This window comes from Aeromonas sp. 600276 (assembly GCF_049175815.1).
GTDB lineage: Bacteria > Pseudomonadota > Gammaproteobacteria > Enterobacterales > Aeromonadaceae > Aeromonas > Aeromonas dhakensis.
Genome location: NZ_JAAKVU010000004.1, coordinates 118,970 through 133,206, shown reverse-complemented (window position 1 = coordinate 133,206; position 14,237 = coordinate 118,970). Strand labels below are relative to the sequence as shown.

At 64.1% G+C, this 14,237-nt stretch carries 12 protein-coding genes; 6 read left to right on the top strand and 6 right to left on the bottom strand.

Going from position 1 to position 14,237, the window contains the following annotated elements; translation table 11 throughout:
• Positions 1 to 31: 31 nt before the first annotated feature.
• The gene (locus G5134_RS05515) at positions 32 to 1,393 is read right to left on the bottom strand and encodes an endonuclease/exonuclease/phosphatase family protein (RefSeq protein ID WP_065016789.1); all 1,362 of its coding nucleotides are present in this window, start codon (positions 1,391 to 1,393) and stop codon (positions 32 to 34) included.
• A gap of 140 nt (positions 1,394 to 1,533) precedes the next feature.
• Between G5134_RS05515 and G5134_RS05510 the strand changes: the two genes are divergently transcribed.
• The 5 genes from G5134_RS05510 (at position 1,534) to G5134_RS05490 (ending at position 7,255) form a co-directional block, all read left to right on the top strand.
• The gene (locus G5134_RS05510; RefSeq protein WP_024941211.1) at positions 1,534 to 2,382 is read left to right on the top strand and encodes a patatin-like phospholipase family protein; all 849 of its coding nucleotides are present in this window, start codon (positions 1,534 to 1,536) and stop codon (positions 2,380 to 2,382) included.
• 526 nt (positions 2,383 to 2,908) lie between these two features.
• Complete coding sequence (locus G5134_RS05505) at positions 2,909 to 3,883, top strand: L-tyrosine/L-tryptophan isonitrile synthase family protein (protein ID WP_042006910.1); 975 nt, start codon at positions 2,909 to 2,911, stop codon at positions 3,881 to 3,883.
• Positions 3,884 to 3,893: 10 nt separating this feature from the next.
• On the top strand, positions 3,894 to 4,769 hold the full coding sequence (locus tag G5134_RS05500; RefSeq protein WP_065016790.1) for a TauD/TfdA dioxygenase family protein: 876 nt from the start codon (positions 3,894 to 3,896) through the stop codon (positions 4,767 to 4,769).
• On the top strand, positions 4,769 to 6,052 hold the full coding sequence (locus tag G5134_RS05495; protein ID WP_065016791.1) for a nucleotide disphospho-sugar-binding domain-containing protein: 1,284 nt from the start codon (positions 4,769 to 4,771) through the stop codon (positions 6,050 to 6,052). The genes G5134_RS05500 and G5134_RS05495 overlap by 1 nt, the downstream gene beginning before the upstream one ends.
• 276 nt (positions 6,053 to 6,328) lie before the next feature.
• On the top strand, positions 6,329 to 7,255 hold the full coding sequence (locus G5134_RS05490) for a L,D-transpeptidase family protein (protein ID WP_005298188.1): 927 nt from the start codon (positions 6,329 to 6,331) through the stop codon (positions 7,253 to 7,255).
• 72 nt (positions 7,256 to 7,327) lie between these two features.
• Here G5134_RS05490 and G5134_RS05485 read toward each other — a convergent pair whose 3' ends face one another.
• The 4 genes from G5134_RS05485 to fldB form a co-directional block, all read right to left on the bottom strand.
• Positions 7,328 to 7,720: a VOC family protein gene (locus G5134_RS05485; RefSeq protein ID WP_065016792.1), complete on the bottom strand. Its 393-nt coding sequence runs from the start codon at positions 7,718 to 7,720 to the stop codon at positions 7,328 to 7,330.
• 175 nt (positions 7,721 to 7,895) lie between these two features.
• A complete protein-coding gene (locus tag G5134_RS05480) occupies positions 7,896 to 9,236 on the bottom strand; it encodes a TldD/PmbA family protein (RefSeq protein WP_065016793.1) in 1,341 nt (446 codons plus the stop codon).
• Positions 9,236 to 10,636, bottom strand: a complete 1,401-nt coding sequence (locus G5134_RS05475) for a TldD/PmbA family protein (RefSeq protein ID WP_065016794.1) — start codon at positions 10,634 to 10,636, stop codon at positions 9,236 to 9,238. Before G5134_RS05475 ends, G5134_RS05480 begins: the two co-directional genes overlap by 1 nt.
• 298 nt (positions 10,637 to 10,934) lie before the next feature.
• Positions 10,935 to 11,453, bottom strand: coding sequence for a flavodoxin FldB (gene fldB, locus G5134_RS05470; protein ID WP_005298196.1), 519 nt, complete (start codon positions 11,451 to 11,453; stop codon positions 10,935 to 10,937).
• Between the two features lie 183 nt (positions 11,454 to 11,636).
• On the opposite strand from fldB, the gene xerD reads away from it, so the two are divergent.
• Positions 11,637 to 12,536 (top strand): site-specific tyrosine recombinase XerD, encoded by a 900-nt coding sequence (gene xerD / locus G5134_RS05465; protein WP_017765137.1) that lies wholly within the window; start codon positions 11,637 to 11,639, stop codon positions 12,534 to 12,536.
• Here the strand turns inward: xerD and G5134_RS05460 are convergent.
• A complete protein-coding gene (locus G5134_RS05460) occupies positions 12,533 to 14,071 on the bottom strand; it encodes a sensor domain-containing diguanylate cyclase (RefSeq protein WP_065016795.1) in 1,539 nt (512 codons plus the stop codon). The genes xerD and G5134_RS05460 overlap by 4 nt on opposite strands.
• Positions 14,072 to 14,237: the final 166 nt, after the last annotated feature.

Genomic DNA, 14,237 nt, shown 5'->3' with positions numbered 1-14,237 from the left:
GGCCCCGTTGCTTATCTGCTCTGTGTCACTGTCACAGTTTGAAGTCGACCCACACCAGGCGGTGATCCGAGCTGACTCCCTTGGCGATGCCCAGCTTGGCGTCATACACCAGGTGGTAGCCAGGTTCGAAGCTGGCCGGCCAGAACACGCCGGAGGCGACCGCGTTCAGGTTGGCAGAGGGCAGCACGTGGTCGAGCTGCAGGCCGCTGCTGCTGGTGATGCGCTCCGGGGTGGGGCGGTTGTTGTTGCGCTTGCACAGATCCGGCTGGCTGGCGAGGCACTCGGGGCCGCCCTGGCTGACCGGGATCAGGGCGCCGTTGGTGACGGCCTGATTGACCAGCACATGGTTGTGCAGATCCTGAATGGCGGTGAGATCCCCATCGCCAATCTGGGGATCGGCGTTGAGATCGCCGGCGATGACGAACTTGGCACCCGCGGGCAGGCCACCGGCCTTGCCGGCGTCATCCACCATGTAGCTGGCGGTCTCCACGTAATCCTGCCAGAAGGCGACTTCGGCCCGGTTGTGCTTGACGTTGTGGCGCGCCGCGTTGCCGAAGATGGGCGGAGTGGGGTGGGAGATGAGGAAGTGGATCACCTCCTCCTTGTTGCCACGCTTGATGCGCACTGGCACGTCGGCGTGGTTCTTGGACGAGAGCGGGAAGGCCTGCCAGGCAGCGTCGTCATACCAGGCATCGCCGCACTGGCGGCCGGCCGGGATCGGCGCCTTGGCATTGTTGCAGTCGTCGATGACCGGGTTCGCTTCGCCCGGCATGTCCTTCCACTTGAATTTCTGGAAGGTGCGGATCTGTTTGGTATCGATGGGGTACTGGGACATCACGGCGAAGGCGTACTGGCCGTGATAGTTGCCAAAGCCCCAGGCGTCGTCCGGCCCGTTGTTGACCTTGCCGTCCAGGTTGAGGTCATGGCCGCTCATCAGGCCGGTGTTGGTGGCGAAGTTCTGCAGCACCGGGTAGCTGATGGCCTTCACCTCGTCGTGCTGGGCGTGGGCCAGGTAGTTGTCGTTGAAGGCTTTGAGGTCCGTGGTGTCGCTGCCCTTGCCGTCATTGTCGAATTCGTTGAGCAGGAACACGTCTGGCCGGGTGCGCTGGATGATTTCGGCGATGTTGCGGATCTGCTGCACGTCGAGGGCCTTGGTCTTCTCGGCACCGCTCAAGGTGCCGTCGGCGAGGCGGGCCAGCAGGGCATCCTGCTCGGTGCGGCTCAGGGCTAGTTCACCGGCGAGCATGCCGGCGGCGGTGCGATCGAAGGAGAGGTTGAAAGTAGCGAAGCGAACCATGGGGGTCGGGGTCTCGGAGTCATTCTGGCTGTTACAGCCTGCCATCAATCCGAGGGAAATGGCAGCCGCGAGCAGGGACTTGCTGATATTTTTCATTGTAATATTCCGTAGCATCAATAAGTTATACCTTGCTCATGGGGAGCGAAGGCGGGCCCATTATAGGGATCCCGGCAGGCCGCCGGGCTCTGAATGGGCCAAAGTGTGAGACCATTCACAGAGCAAAACGGGGAGGCGGGATGAGTCGGCGACAAACGGCCCTGGTGGTCGAGGGGGGCGCCATGCGCGGCATTTTTGCCGCTGGGGTGCTGGATGCGTTTCTGGCCAAGGGCCGCACGGCGTTCGATCACTGCATCGGGGTGTCGGCCGGGGCGGTCAATCTGGCAGCCTTTCTGGCCGGCCAGCAGGGGCGCAACCACAACGTCATCACCGACTACTCCTGCCGTCCCGAGTTCATCAACCTGGCCAAGTTCGTGCGTGGCGGCCACTGGCTTGATCTCGACTGGCTGTGGGCCATTACCATTCGCGAGTGCCGGCTCGATCTGGCGCGCTTTGCCGCCAACCCGGTGCCGCTGACCGTGGTGACCACCCGGGTAGCGGACGGCCAGGCCGCCTACCTCAAGGCCAATGCCGCCGAGCTGGAGCAGCAGATCAAGGCCTCCTGCTCGGTGCCGCTGGTCTACCGGGACTTTGTGCGCATCGACGGGGAAGCCATGACGGACGGCGGGGTGGCCGACTCCATTCCGGTGCGCCACGCCTATGAACAGGGGGCGCGCGACATCACAGTGGTGCTCTCCCGCCCGCTGGGCTATCGCAAGCGCGCGCCGCGCCTGCCTGCCCTGCATCGCTACCTGCTGCGCGAGACGCCGGCGCTGGCTCGCGCCAGCCTGTCGCGCCATCAAAGCTACAACGATGCCATCGACTTCATCCGCCAGCCGCCGGCCGATTGCCGCATCCGGGTCATAGTACCGCCGGCAAACTTTCGGGTCGGCCGCATGACCACCGACCGGGCGAGGCTGGAGCAGGGTTACCGGATGGGCTGGCAGGCAGCCCTCGACTATCTGGCGGCGGAGCCGGTGCCGGCCTGAGGAGATTCGGTCGACCATAGGCAGCGTCGCTGGGACGAGATGCAAAGCACCGGGGCAACCCGGTTTTTTTGTGTCTGCGCCATCCCGGAACCCGGCCATGGCACATCGGCTTATTATGTGAATAAATAATTGTTTGCGATATTTTCGGCGAAGTGGTCACTATTATTCCGTTGAGCCGCTATCACTATTAAGCTCTGCTAAATAATGGCTGAGTCAACTTGTGACCAAATAAAATAATGGCTAGGGAACTTTTTGGGAAAAGGTTTTTTGGTAACCGCTTAAATATTCATTATTTTGTTTTTATTCATATAGATAAATGTGAATTGCTTATGCGGTAAAGATTATTAGCGCAGGGTTGAAGCTGTTTACATCAATGGCGAATTGATAGCCTGACTTTATCTCGGCTACTGTCCCCTCTCGATTCGTTTGGGTAGCAAACGGATACACAAATAATAACAACAGAGACTGGACGCATTGATAAAGAGTCATCTTTATTGATTTTAATCCTGCCAAAGGAGCCGGAATAATGAGTGGTTTATCTTCCCATCAAATTGCCCAGAATATATTTGCCGAGCTGTTGCCCTATCGCCGCCGCTTCCCCGATCCCATCCTGGATCGGCAGCAGGAGGAGGCAGAGGTGGCCGCCATCCAGATCCCCCGTCTGCAAGACTTCATCGAGCGGGGCGAGACCATCCTCTGCGTGTTGCCCGCCTTTCCCACCAAGTCGCCCAATCCGAACAAGGTGCTGGGCTCTCTGCCGGACATGGCGGAGCGGCTCTCCCTCAGTTTTCTCAACCACCTCTGCCAGCGCATCCAGCTGCACTATGCGCCCGGCATGCGGATCCTCATCTGCTCGGACGGCCACGTGTTCGGTGACCTCATCCGGGTAGCGGATCCGGCCATCGACGCCTATCAGGCCCATATCGAGCAGCTGATCCTGGAGCTGGGGGCGACCCATCTCGGGGTCTTCCACCTGGGGATGGTGGCGGGCATGGCCGAGTTTTGCGCCAGCCGCGACTTCGACACCCTGCGCGAACAGCTGGTGGAGCGTTACGCCGAGCCGCTGGAACTGATTGCGCAGGAGGTAAGAAGCACCGAGGAGGGCATTCGTCTCTATCGCGCCATGACCCGCTTCCTCTATGAAGACAGCCAGCTGCCGGACACCCCGCTCTCCAACACGGCGCTGCAGCGGGATGCCAAGGGGCGCACCCATGCGGTGATCCAGCGCAGCCGCGCCTGGGGCAACCTGCTGGCGGAGCGCTTCCCCGAGGCGATCCGCCTCTCCATCCACCCCCAGGCGAGCCACAGCCTGAAGATGGGCATCCACATGCTGCCGACCCGGGATGACTGGCTCACCCCCTGGCACGGGGTGGCGGCCAACCTGGATGGCCAGTTCGTGCTGATGAAGCGGCGCGACGTGCTGGCGATGGAGCATGAGCTGGTCCACATCCACGGCCGTCCGAGCCACTACCTGATCAACGGCAAGCAGGCCGCCGCCTGAGGAGTTTCCCATGACTGCATCCATCGTTACCCTCGGCGGCGAGCGCTGCCGCATCCTGCCGCAGGCCCCGTTCGGCCTGCTGATTGAGCCGGCCCGCAATGGCCAGCCGGTGCAGAGTCTGGCGATCGAGGCGCTGCGCGAGCTGGCCCGCCGCCACGGCGTGCTGATCCTGCGCGGGTTCGAGTCGGGCTTCACCGATCCCGAGCGGCTGACCCGCTACGGCGAGGAGTGGGGCGAGATCATGATGTGGCCCTTCGGCGCCGTGCTGGACGTGAAGGAGCACGAGAACGCCACCGACCACATCTTCGACTCCAGCTATGTGCCGCTGCACTGGGACGGCATGTACAAGCCGACCCTGCCCGAGTTCCAGCTGTTTCACTGCGTGCACGCCCCGGCGGCGGACGAAGGGGGGCGCACCACCTTCATCAATACCCGCCAGCTGCTCACCGAGCTCGATGGCGAGCGGCTGGCCCGCTGGGAGCGGGTGCACATCACCTATCGCATCAAGCAGGTGGTGCACTACGGCGGCCAGGTGCGCTCGCCACTGCTGGTGCCCCACCCGGTGAGCGGCGAGACGGTGCTGCGCTACAACGAGCCGCCGCGCGAGGGAGTGCGTTTTCTCAACCAGCATGCCCTCGAGATTGAAGGGGTGGCACCGGCCGAGCAGGCCGCCTTCCTGCAGGATCTGCACGAGCGGCTCTATGACCCGCGCTACTTCTATGCCCACCAGTGGCAAGGGGGAGACGTGGTGATCGCCGACAACCTTGGCCTGCTGCACGGCCGCGAGGGGTTCACCGCTCGCTCGGCGCGCCACATCCAGCGGGTCCACATCCAGGCCAGCCCGGTCTGCCTCAACCCGGCGCTGGCGCCGCAAGGGGCGGCGTGATGGCGACCATTTTGCTGGCTGCCACCGCCACCCCGGGCCACGTCAATCCCATGCTGGCGGCGGCCCGTCTGCTGGTGGCGCAGGGGCATAGAGTGCTGATGCTGTGCGGCGCCCTGTTCGAGCGGCACATCCGTGACACCGGCGCCGAGTTCGTGCCCTTCGCCCCCGAGGTGGACTTTGACTACCGGGCGCTGGAGCGGCACTTTCCCGAGCGGGCCAGCCTGAGCGGCACCGCCCAGATGGCGCTGGCACTCAAACGCTTCTTCGCCGCCCCCATGGCGCAGCACGACAGTCAGCTGAGGGCGCTGATCGCGGCGGAGAGGGTGGATCTGCTGCTGGTGGAGAACGGCTTCTACGGGGTGCTGCCCTTGTTGCAGCAACCCCATGGCCGGCCGGTGCCGATCCTGATGCTGGGGGTGAACCCTGTCTCTTACTCGAGTCCGGACGCTATCTTCTACGGCCCACGCATTCCCCCCGAGCTGCGCCGCTCCCTTGGCGAGCTGCCCTGGCTCGATGAGCCGACCCGGCAACTGCAAAGGGAGGTTCAGCAGCACTTCGATGCCGCCCTGGCCGAGGCGGGTGCGCCGCCGCTGACGGCCCCCTTCACCGACGTGATGGTGACGGCCCCCGATGCCTTCTTGCAGCTCTCCTGCGCCGGCTTTGAATACGAGCGGCCAGTACTCGAGGGGGTGATCCGTTATGTCGGCCCGCTGCTGCCACCCCGGCTTGAGCTGACGCCGCCGCCCTGGTGGGAGAGGCTCGATGAGCGACCGCTGGTCATCGTCAGCCAGGGCACTCTGGCCAACGTGGATCTGGGGCAGTTGCTGCTGCCGGCCATGCAGGGGCTGGCCGGCGACGAGCTGCAACTGCTGCTGACCACCGGCGGGCGGGATCCGGCGCTGCTGGGCGATGCCGTTCCGGCCAATGCCATCGTCACCGACCACGTGCCGTTCGAGCTGGCGTTGCCCCGCGCTGCCGCCCTGGTGACCAACGGCGGCTACGGCTCGGTGCAGTCCGCGCTGGCCCACGGGGTGCCGCTGGTGGTGGCGGGCACCGGAGAGGACAAGGCGGAGGTGGCGACCCGGGTGGCCTGGAGCGGGGTCGGCATCAATCTGCACAGTAACGAGCCGACGGCGGCCATGGTGGCCACGGCGGTGCGCAAGGTGGTGAGTGAGCCGCGCTACCGCGCCCGGGCACGGCTGCTGGCCGAGGAGATGGCGGCGCTCGATGGCCGCGCCGCCATCGCCGCGAGCGTGGCGGATCTGCTCGGCGGACGACCTTGATACCGTGATGAAGGGGAGGCCAGGCGGCCTCCCTTTTTGTTCAGCTTCTGCTCAGTTTGTGGCTGCTAGCGTGGCCATCATGACAGCAGGCTGCGCCAGTGGCGCCGGATGCGCTTTTTCATGCAAAAAAGAGCGTTTTCGACGTTGAAATTTTGGCCGACTCAGGAAAGAATGCGCGCTCGGTAATCGACCGCGGACGCCACCTTTGCGCCCCGGCGCAACCGAGGATGACACGGCCTTCGGCCAACTTGGTACAGGAAACCACACAGGAATTTTATGAATCCCCTTCGCATTGCCGCTTCGGCTCTTTTATGTACGCTGGCACTGGCCGGCCAGCAGGCTGCCGCCGTTGAATACCAGCTGCCCGCCGCCAACAGCCGCCTGATCGGCGAGAATCAGGAATACGTGGTGCCCGCGGACAACCGTCCGCTGGAGCAGATCGCCTCTGACTTCCAGCTGGGTCTGACCAACATCATGGAAGCCAACCCGGGCGTCGACCCCTACCTGCCCAAGGCTGGCAGCAAGCTGATCATTCCCCATCAGCTGATCCTGCCCAACGCTCCCCGCGAAGGGATCGTCATCAACGTGGCCGAGATGCGTCTCTACTACTACCCGAAAGGCAAGAACGTGGTACAGGTGCTGCCCATCGGCATCGGCCAGCTGGGGGTCAACACCCCGGAGAACTGGATCACCAAGGTTGAGCGCAAGCGTGCCAACCCGACCTGGACCCCGACCGAGAACATCCGTCGCCGCTATGCCGCCCAGGGCAAGACCCTGCCTGCGGTCTGGCCGGCCGGCCCGGACAACCCCATGGGCCTGCACGCGCTCTACATCGGCAACCTGTACGCCATCCACGGCACCAACGCCACCTTCGGCATCGGCCTGCGGGTGAGCAGTGGTTGTGTGCGCCTGCGTGCCGACGACATCAAGTACCTGTTTGACCACGTGCCGGTCGGCACCCGCGTCCAGTTCGTCAACCAGCCGGTCAAGACCACGGTCGAGCCGGATGGCAGCCGCTACATGGAAGTGCACGAGCCGCTGTCGCGCACCGAGGCGGAGTTCAACTCCACCGCCTCCGTGCCGCTGCCCATGACCCCGGCCACCACCCGTTTCATCGCCCACGCGGAGAGCGACTCCAACGTGGTCAAACAGGTGCTGGAACAGCGTACCGGCATGCCGACCCGTCTCAACCCGCAGGTCTGATGACCCGGGAGACTGGCTCATGCACAACGGCGACCATCAGGTCGCCGTTGTTGTTTCTGGGAGCCGCCGTCGTCAGCCGGCCGGCGGGGCATAGAGGGCCAGCCAGTTGCCCTCGGTATCTTCGATGATGATCCGTGAGCCATGGCCGCTGCCGATGCTGTGCAGGGGCTCGAGCACCCGTCCGCCGATGTTGGGCACCAGCTGTTCGGCCTCCTGCAGGCGATCGCCCAGGGCGAGGTAGATGAGGGGGCCCGAGTGCCCCGGCTGGTGGTACTTGTCCATGGGACCGAGACAGGCCGCCGCGTTGTTGCCGTCGTGGCGCAGCATGGCGAAGCGGATCTCCTCCTGTATCGGCGTGACCGGCACGTCGAGCAGGGCCGAGTAGAAGGCCATGGCGCGATCCAGATCCCGTGTCGGAATGTCGGCCCAGACCAGGGTATTGTCCATCTTGATGATCTCCTGCATGTGCCGGCCGATGCGACCGGCGGCTCTGTTCCTTGCTGACGGCCTCTCGCGGCAGGTCGTAGACAGCTTCTTAGAGGTTAGGAGTGGCCCATGAGGGGCGCCAGAGCTAAAAAAGCGGCGCCATCAGGCGCCGCTTTTGGGTGGGGAACTGGAGGTTTTTTCCCTAGATATACAGTTACTTGCCTGCAATGCTCAGCCCGCCGAAGCGAATAAGCGGCGCGTAGAAGCTCTTGCCATCGTCGTGGTGCAGCAGGTTGCCGACCGCTTCCAGCTCACTCAGCAGGCGGTAGAAGTTGCCCGCCACCGTGATGCCGCGTACCGGGGCCACCCGCACGCCGTCCCGACACAGGAAGCCGGAGGCGCCGAACGAGAAGTCGCCGCTCACCGCATCGGCGCCGGAGTGCAGGCCGTCCAGCTTGACCAGCTCCAGATACTCGCCGGCTTGCGCCTCGGCCTCGCTGTGGGGGCCGAGCCCGAACACCAGGTGGTGCGGGCTGACATCCAGCGCACTGCGGGCACTGCGGGCCGCCGAGCCGTTGCTGGCCACACCGAAGTGGCGGGCGGTGGCGCTGTTGTGCAGCAGGGTTTTGAGCTCCCCTTCGCCGATCAGCAGCAGATCCCGGGTGGGGGCACCCTCGCCATCGAAGGCCTTGATGTGCATGCCGCCCGGCATATAGGCCCGGCTCTCCAGGGTGAGCCAGCGGGAAGCCACCGACTGGCCCAGCTTGCCCCGCCAGGGGTTGATCCCCTGCTGTGCCCATTTGCCCGACAGTGCGGCCTGGAAGCAGCCGAACAGGCTGGCCAGGGCATTGGTGTCGAAGATGGCGCTGTAGTGACCGCTCGGCACCGCGTCTCCCGCCAGCAGGCCGTCGGCCACGGCGTGGATCTGCTGGATGAGGGTCTGGCTGTCCAGCGCATCGAAGCGGCGCTCATACTGCCCCTGGGAGAACATGGACTGACGGCCGTCGCGCTCGATGAGGGCGGAGCTGTAGCAGCCGACGCTGAACGCCTGGTGCTGGCAGAGGCTGCCCTGGCTGTTGGCGAGCCACAGCCGGCTCTCCCCCTCGAAGAAGCTGTTGTAGGGGGCGCCGGTCACGTCCGGCAGCGCCAGCATCTCCGACTCGAGGCGCAGGGCCAGGGCAATCTTCTCCTCCACTGGGGTGGTGTCGGGCTGATTGATCTCGGCGCAGTCGGTGGTGAGCCGGCTCTGCTGCACGGCGATGGTCTGATCCGGGTCCACCTTGGCGAAGCGGCTGGCATCCAGCGCATCCTGCACCATGGCGGTCAGCGCCGACTGGTCGAGAGACTCCGAATAGGCGATGCCGACCCTACCCTCTTTTATCAGTCGAATGCCGATCTGCTGGCTGCTGGTGACCTTGTATTCGCTGAGCTCGCCCTTGTCGGCCTTGAGGGAGAAGGCCTTGTCCTGGTTGGCGATGATGTCCGCCTCGGCACCGAGATCGGCGACCTGGTCCAGCAGGCGGGCAAGCAGTTGGTTCATGTCGAGTTGGCTCATCAGGCGTTCCCTCCCACCAGAATGCTGTCAACCTTGAGCGGTGGCTGGCCGACCGAGGCGGGAATGGATCCGGAGACCGAGCCGCACATGCCGGCGGAGAGGGCGAGATCGCGCCCCACCATGGAGATCTCCTTGAGCACCTGCGGGCCTGTGCCGATCAGGGTGGCCGACTTGAGGGGCCGGGTGATCTTGCCGTGCTCGATGAGGTAGGCCTCCTGCACGTTGAAGTTGAACTCGCCGGTGCCGGGTTGCACCGAGCCGCCCCCCATCCGCTTGGCATAGATGCCGTGCTCCACCGTCGCCAGCATCTCGTCCAGGCTGTGATTGCCCGGCTCGATATAGGTGTTGCGCATGCGCGAGGCCGGCGCGAACTTGTAGGATTCACGGCGTCCGGAGCCGGTACGGGCGTAGCCGGTGCGAAGGGCCCCCATCCGGTCCACCAGGAAGCCGGTGAGCACGCCATCCTTGATGAGCTGGGTATGCTGGGTCGCCATTCCCTCGTCATCGACGTTGATGGAGCCCCAGGCGTTGCCCTGCAAGCCTTCGTCCACCGCGCTGACCGCCGGATTGGCGATGAGCTGGCCCATCTTGTCGTGGAATACCGAGGCCTTCTTGGCCACCGAGGTGGTCTCCAGCAGGTGGCCGCACGCCTCGTGGAAGATGACGCCGCCAAAGCCGCTCTCCATGATGACCGGCAGCTTGCCGCTCGGGCAGGGGGCGGCACCCAGCTTCACCAGCGCCTGGCGGGTGGCGGTGAGGGCCAGCTCGCGGGGATCGATACTGGCGGCGTGCTCCCAGCCCATCATGGCGCCGGGGGCTTCGTAACCGACGCTCTGTTCGCTGCCAAGGGCGGCGATGGTCTGGGCCATGATGCGGTTGTAGTGGCGGCGATCGCTCACCTGCACCCCTTCGCTGTTGAAGATCTCCACCTCCTGCTCCCAGCCCAGCACGTTGCCGGAGAACTGGCTCACCTTGTCGCTCTCGGCGCGGGCCGCGGCATCCATGGCGTGCAGGTAGGCGATCTTCTGCTCCAGCAGCTTGTCAGCCGACAGGGGCAGGGCGATCGGGTTGCGATCGTTCAGGCGGGTGAAATCGAAGGCGGTGGCGGTGACCACGGGGTCACGCCTGTCCTTGGCCGCCAGCAGGGTGACGATGCGCAAGAGTTCGTTGCGATCGGCCAGGTTGGTGTAGCCGTAGAGCACCTTGTGGCCGTAGCACAGGCGCACGCCGATGCCGAAATCGAGGCCGCCGCTGATATTTTCTATCTGGCTTGAGAGCAGGCTGAGCTGGCTGCGGCGCTTGCGCTCCACAAACAGCTCGGCGAAGTCGGCACCCAGCGCCAGCGCGTGATCGAGCACGTCGCGGGCGATGGCGGGGGCCAACAGGGAGAATGGGGTCATAGAATGTCCTTTTCTGGTCTGTCCGTTTGCTTCCGACACCCGGCTGTGATTGTTATGGGGTATCGCTTCCATTGTTGCAGACCAGGATAAAAAAGTCGCTATAGCGTCATGCGATGATACCGATTGAGAAAATCGGTGCGATTTATGCGCCCGGTGGTCCGAAACCTGGGGCGGCAGGCGGGAAAGCGTCGCAGCTGACGTCTGTTCAAGGGGCCTGTCACAAGGCCTTTTTCGACATGCCGTGCGGGGAGCGGGCGATGGCAGGGAGCCATCGCCACTGCTGTCAGAAAACCCGGCGTCACAGCAGTTCGTGGATCTCGCTCAAAATCTGGTCGACCCACTGTTCGATGCGCGATTCGGTCTGGTCGTACTGATTGGCATCGTCGAGGGCCAGGCCAACGAAGTGACGACCATCGTCGATGAGCGCCTTGGAGGCGTCGAACTCGTACCCCTCGTTGGGCCAGTAGCCCACCAGCTTGACCCCCTTGGGCACCAGCTGATCGTGCAGCATGCCGAGGGCATCCTGGAACCATTCGCCATAACCCAGCTGATCGCCGAGGCCAAACAGGGCGATGATGCGCCCCTCCAGATGCAGGTCGGCAATGTCTTCCCAGCGGGATTCCCAGTCCTCCTGCAGCTCGCCGAAGTCCCAGGTGGAGATGCCCAGGATCAGGATGTCGTACTCCTGCATGCGGATGAGGGGCACGTCCTTGATGTTGTGGAGATCGACCAGCTCCGGGCCAATGAGGGTGCGGATCTTCTCGGCGGCCATCTCGGTGTAGCAGGTGGTAGAGCCGTAAAACAAACCTATCTTCATCGCTCTTCTCTTGATCGCAGTAGGCAAGGGGCGTGACCGGCACAGCGGCGCCCGGGGTGGGCGCCAGTCTAGCAGATTGCCCGGCGCGCTTCACTTCTTGCCGGGCCATGGACAAGCCTGCCTTGCGGGCCGGGTGGGTCGACACGTTACAATGGGGGCCTGTTTCCCTGAGCGCGGCGTACCATGAGCAAAGCTGAATCCCATCCCCTGATCGAGCCGTTTCTCGACGCCCTCTGGCTGGAGCGGGGCCTTTCCGACAACACGGTCAGCTCCTATCGCACCGATCTGGAAAAATTCTCCCTCTGGCTCGACGAGCAGGGGGGCTCCCTGCTGCTGGCCGGGCTGGACGACATCCAGCACTACCTCGCCTGGCGGGTGGACCAGCAGTTCGCGGCCAGCAGCACGGCCCGTTTCCTGTCGGCCCTGCGCCGCTTCTACCAGTATCTCAATCGGGAGAAGCTGCGCAGCGACGATCCCACCGTGTTGCTGGAGGGGCCCAAGCTGCCCAAGAAGCTGCCATCGGATCTCAGCGAAGCCGAGGTGGAGGCGCTGCTGCAAGCGCCGCTGGTGGACGACCCGCTAGAGCTGCGCGACAAGGCGATGCTCGAGCTGCTCTACGCCACCGGGCTGCGGGTCTCCGAGCTGGTGGGGCTGACCGCCGAGCATGTCAGCCTGCGCCAGGGGCTGGTGCGGGTGGTGGGCAAGGGCAACAAGGAGCGGCTGGTTCCCATGGGCGAGGAGGCGGTGCACTGGCTGGAGCGCTATTACCGTGAGGGGCGCGGCCTGCTGCTGGGGGGCACCAGCTCGGACGTGGTGTTCCCCTCCAAGCGGGCCCAGATGATGACCCGCCAGACCTTCTGGCACCGCATCAAGCTCTATGCCCTGCGGGCCGGCATCAGCGGGGAGCTATCTCCCCACACCCTGCGCCACGCCTTCGCCACCCACCTGCTCAACCACGGCGCCGACTTACGGGTGGTGCAGATGCTGCTGGGCCACGCGGATCTCTCCACCACCCAGATCTACACCCACGTGGCCAACGAGCGGCTCAAGGCGCTGCACGGCCAGCACCACCCGCGCGCCTAGGCCAGACAGAGGCGATCTTTCCCCTCCTGCTTGGCGCGATAGAGGGCGGCATCCGCCCGGGCCAGCACCTCGGCGGGCGGGGCATCCAGCGCCTCGGCCAGCCCGCCGCTGAAGGTGACGGTCAAGCCCGGTTCGCGCCAGTTCTGCGTGGCCATGGCGCGGCGCCACTGATCCATCTGCTGCTGTGCCTCCTTAAGCCGCCCCTGCTCGAAGATGGCGACCAGCTCCTCGCCGCCAAAGCGGCAGAGGGTGGCCTTGCCCTCCAGCAGCTTGCTGCCCAGAGAGGCGGTGCGTCTGAGCACGCTGTCGCCGGCGGGGTGGCCATGACGGTCGTTGATCTGCTTGAAGTTGTCGATGTCGATGATGGCCAGCACATAGGGGCTATGTTGCTGGTGCAGCTCGCTCAGCAGGGTGTCCATGTAGCGGCGGTTGTAGAGCCCGGTCAGGGCATCGCGCTGGGCCTTCTCGCTCTCCGCCTGCATCTGGTCCGAAATCAGGGTGATCTCGTCCTCCAGCTCCTCGATGCCCGGAATGCGGGGGATGATGAGGGGCTGTCCCGGCGGGGTGACCCGCAGCTGGCGCACCACCTGCACCAGCATGCCGATGGTGTTCTCCAGCCGCTGATGGAAGATGACGGCCACCAGGATGAACATGACCAGCGACAGCAACAGCCCCATCATCATGTTGGGCAGCAGCTCCCTGATGACGAAGGAGTTGCTGAAGGGGTAGATGATGATGACCTGCCAGCCGGGGTTGTTGGCCAGGGTGTAGTAGGCGATGAGTTCGTCATCCTGGCTCTGGATCGCGCCATTTTTCCCCTGGAGCCGGGATAACCAGGGCTCGTCGAGCGGGGTGGCGTTCAGCAGCGGGTTGCTGTGTGCCACGATGCGCTGATACCGGCGATCGTAGAGCTGGTAAGTCATCTGCTTGCCGCCCTGCAGCATGCGCCCGATCCGGTCCGAGACTCGCGACAGCTCGACGTCCAGACCAATCACGGCCACTATCTTGCCGCTGTGGTTCAAGACCGCCCGTGACAGGGTCACCACCGGAATGTGCTGGACGGTGTCGAGATAGGGGGCACTCCAGATATTGATCCCCGGCGTATGGATGGCATCCAGATACCATGCTTGTTTGGCCATTGCCTGGGGGGAAGGGGGGAGCTGGTGGTTGAAGTTGACCAAGGTATTGTCCCGCTGCACATAGTAGAGCCCCTTCAGCAGGCTGCCCGAGCGGCTGAGCTGCTGCCACACCGAGTAGTGCCGCGCCCGCATTTCTGGCGGGAGCACGCCGTCATGGTTGGCGAGATCCACCGCCAGAATATTGAGTTGCTCTTCGACCGAGCTCAGCGCGTTGTCCCATTGCTGGGCCGTACTGCTGCTGAAAAACTCCATGCGCTCGCGTACTACGTTCTGTTGTTTGATGAAAAACAGATAGAGGTTGCTGGCTGTCATCAATAGCAGGGGCAGGGAGAGCAACAGCAAATAGCGCAGAATGAAACCATGTTTCGCTCTGGTCTTCACTGTCGGGGATGTCATGGCGATGATTCCTGTAGGTTTACATTCATTCAAGCATGATGTGCGTGGGATGGGGGCGGATGCAGATCAGGGTCTGGGTGATGCCAAGTGTAAAGTGTTCCGTTGCTGATGTAGCTAAAAAACCGCCCGAAGGCGGTTTTTTTCCAGTACACGACAGGAGCTGGCG

Coding starts and splice junctions, on each gene's coding strand:
- G5134_RS05500 (WP_065016790.1), top strand. CDS start 3,894: ATGACTGCATCCATCGTTACCCTCGGCGGCGAGCGCTGCCGCATCCTG.
- G5134_RS05475 (WP_065016794.1), bottom strand. CDS start 10,636: ATGACCCCATTCTCCCTGTTGGCCCCCGCCATCGCCCGCGACGTGCTC.
- xerD (WP_017765137.1), top strand. CDS start 11,637: ATGAGCAAAGCTGAATCCCATCCCCTGATCGAGCCGTTTCTCGACGCC.
- G5134_RS05480 (WP_065016793.1), bottom strand. CDS start 9,236: ATGAGCCAACTCGACATGAACCAACTGCTTGCCCGCCTGCTGGACCAG.
- G5134_RS05490 (WP_005298188.1), top strand. CDS start 6,329: ATGAATCCCCTTCGCATTGCCGCTTCGGCTCTTTTATGTACGCTGGCA.
- G5134_RS05505 (WP_042006910.1), top strand. CDS start 2,909: ATGAGTGGTTTATCTTCCCATCAAATTGCCCAGAATATATTTGCCGAG.
- G5134_RS05495 (WP_065016791.1), top strand. CDS start 4,769: ATGGCGACCATTTTGCTGGCTGCCACCGCCACCCCGGGCCACGTCAAT.
- G5134_RS05485 (WP_065016792.1), bottom strand. CDS start 7,720: ATGCAGGAGATCATCAAGATGGACAATACCCTGGTCTGGGCCGACATT.
- G5134_RS05515 (WP_065016789.1), bottom strand. CDS start 1,393: ATGAAAAATATCAGCAAGTCCCTGCTCGCGGCTGCCATTTCCCTCGGA.
- fldB (WP_005298196.1), bottom strand. CDS start 11,453: ATGAAGATAGGTTTGTTTTACGGCTCTACCACCTGCTACACCGAGATG.
- G5134_RS05460 (WP_065016795.1), bottom strand. CDS start 14,071: ATGACATCCCCGACAGTGAAGACCAGAGCGAAACATGGTTTCATTCTG.
- G5134_RS05510 (WP_024941211.1), top strand. CDS start 1,534: ATGAGTCGGCGACAAACGGCCCTGGTGGTCGAGGGGGGCGCCATGCGC.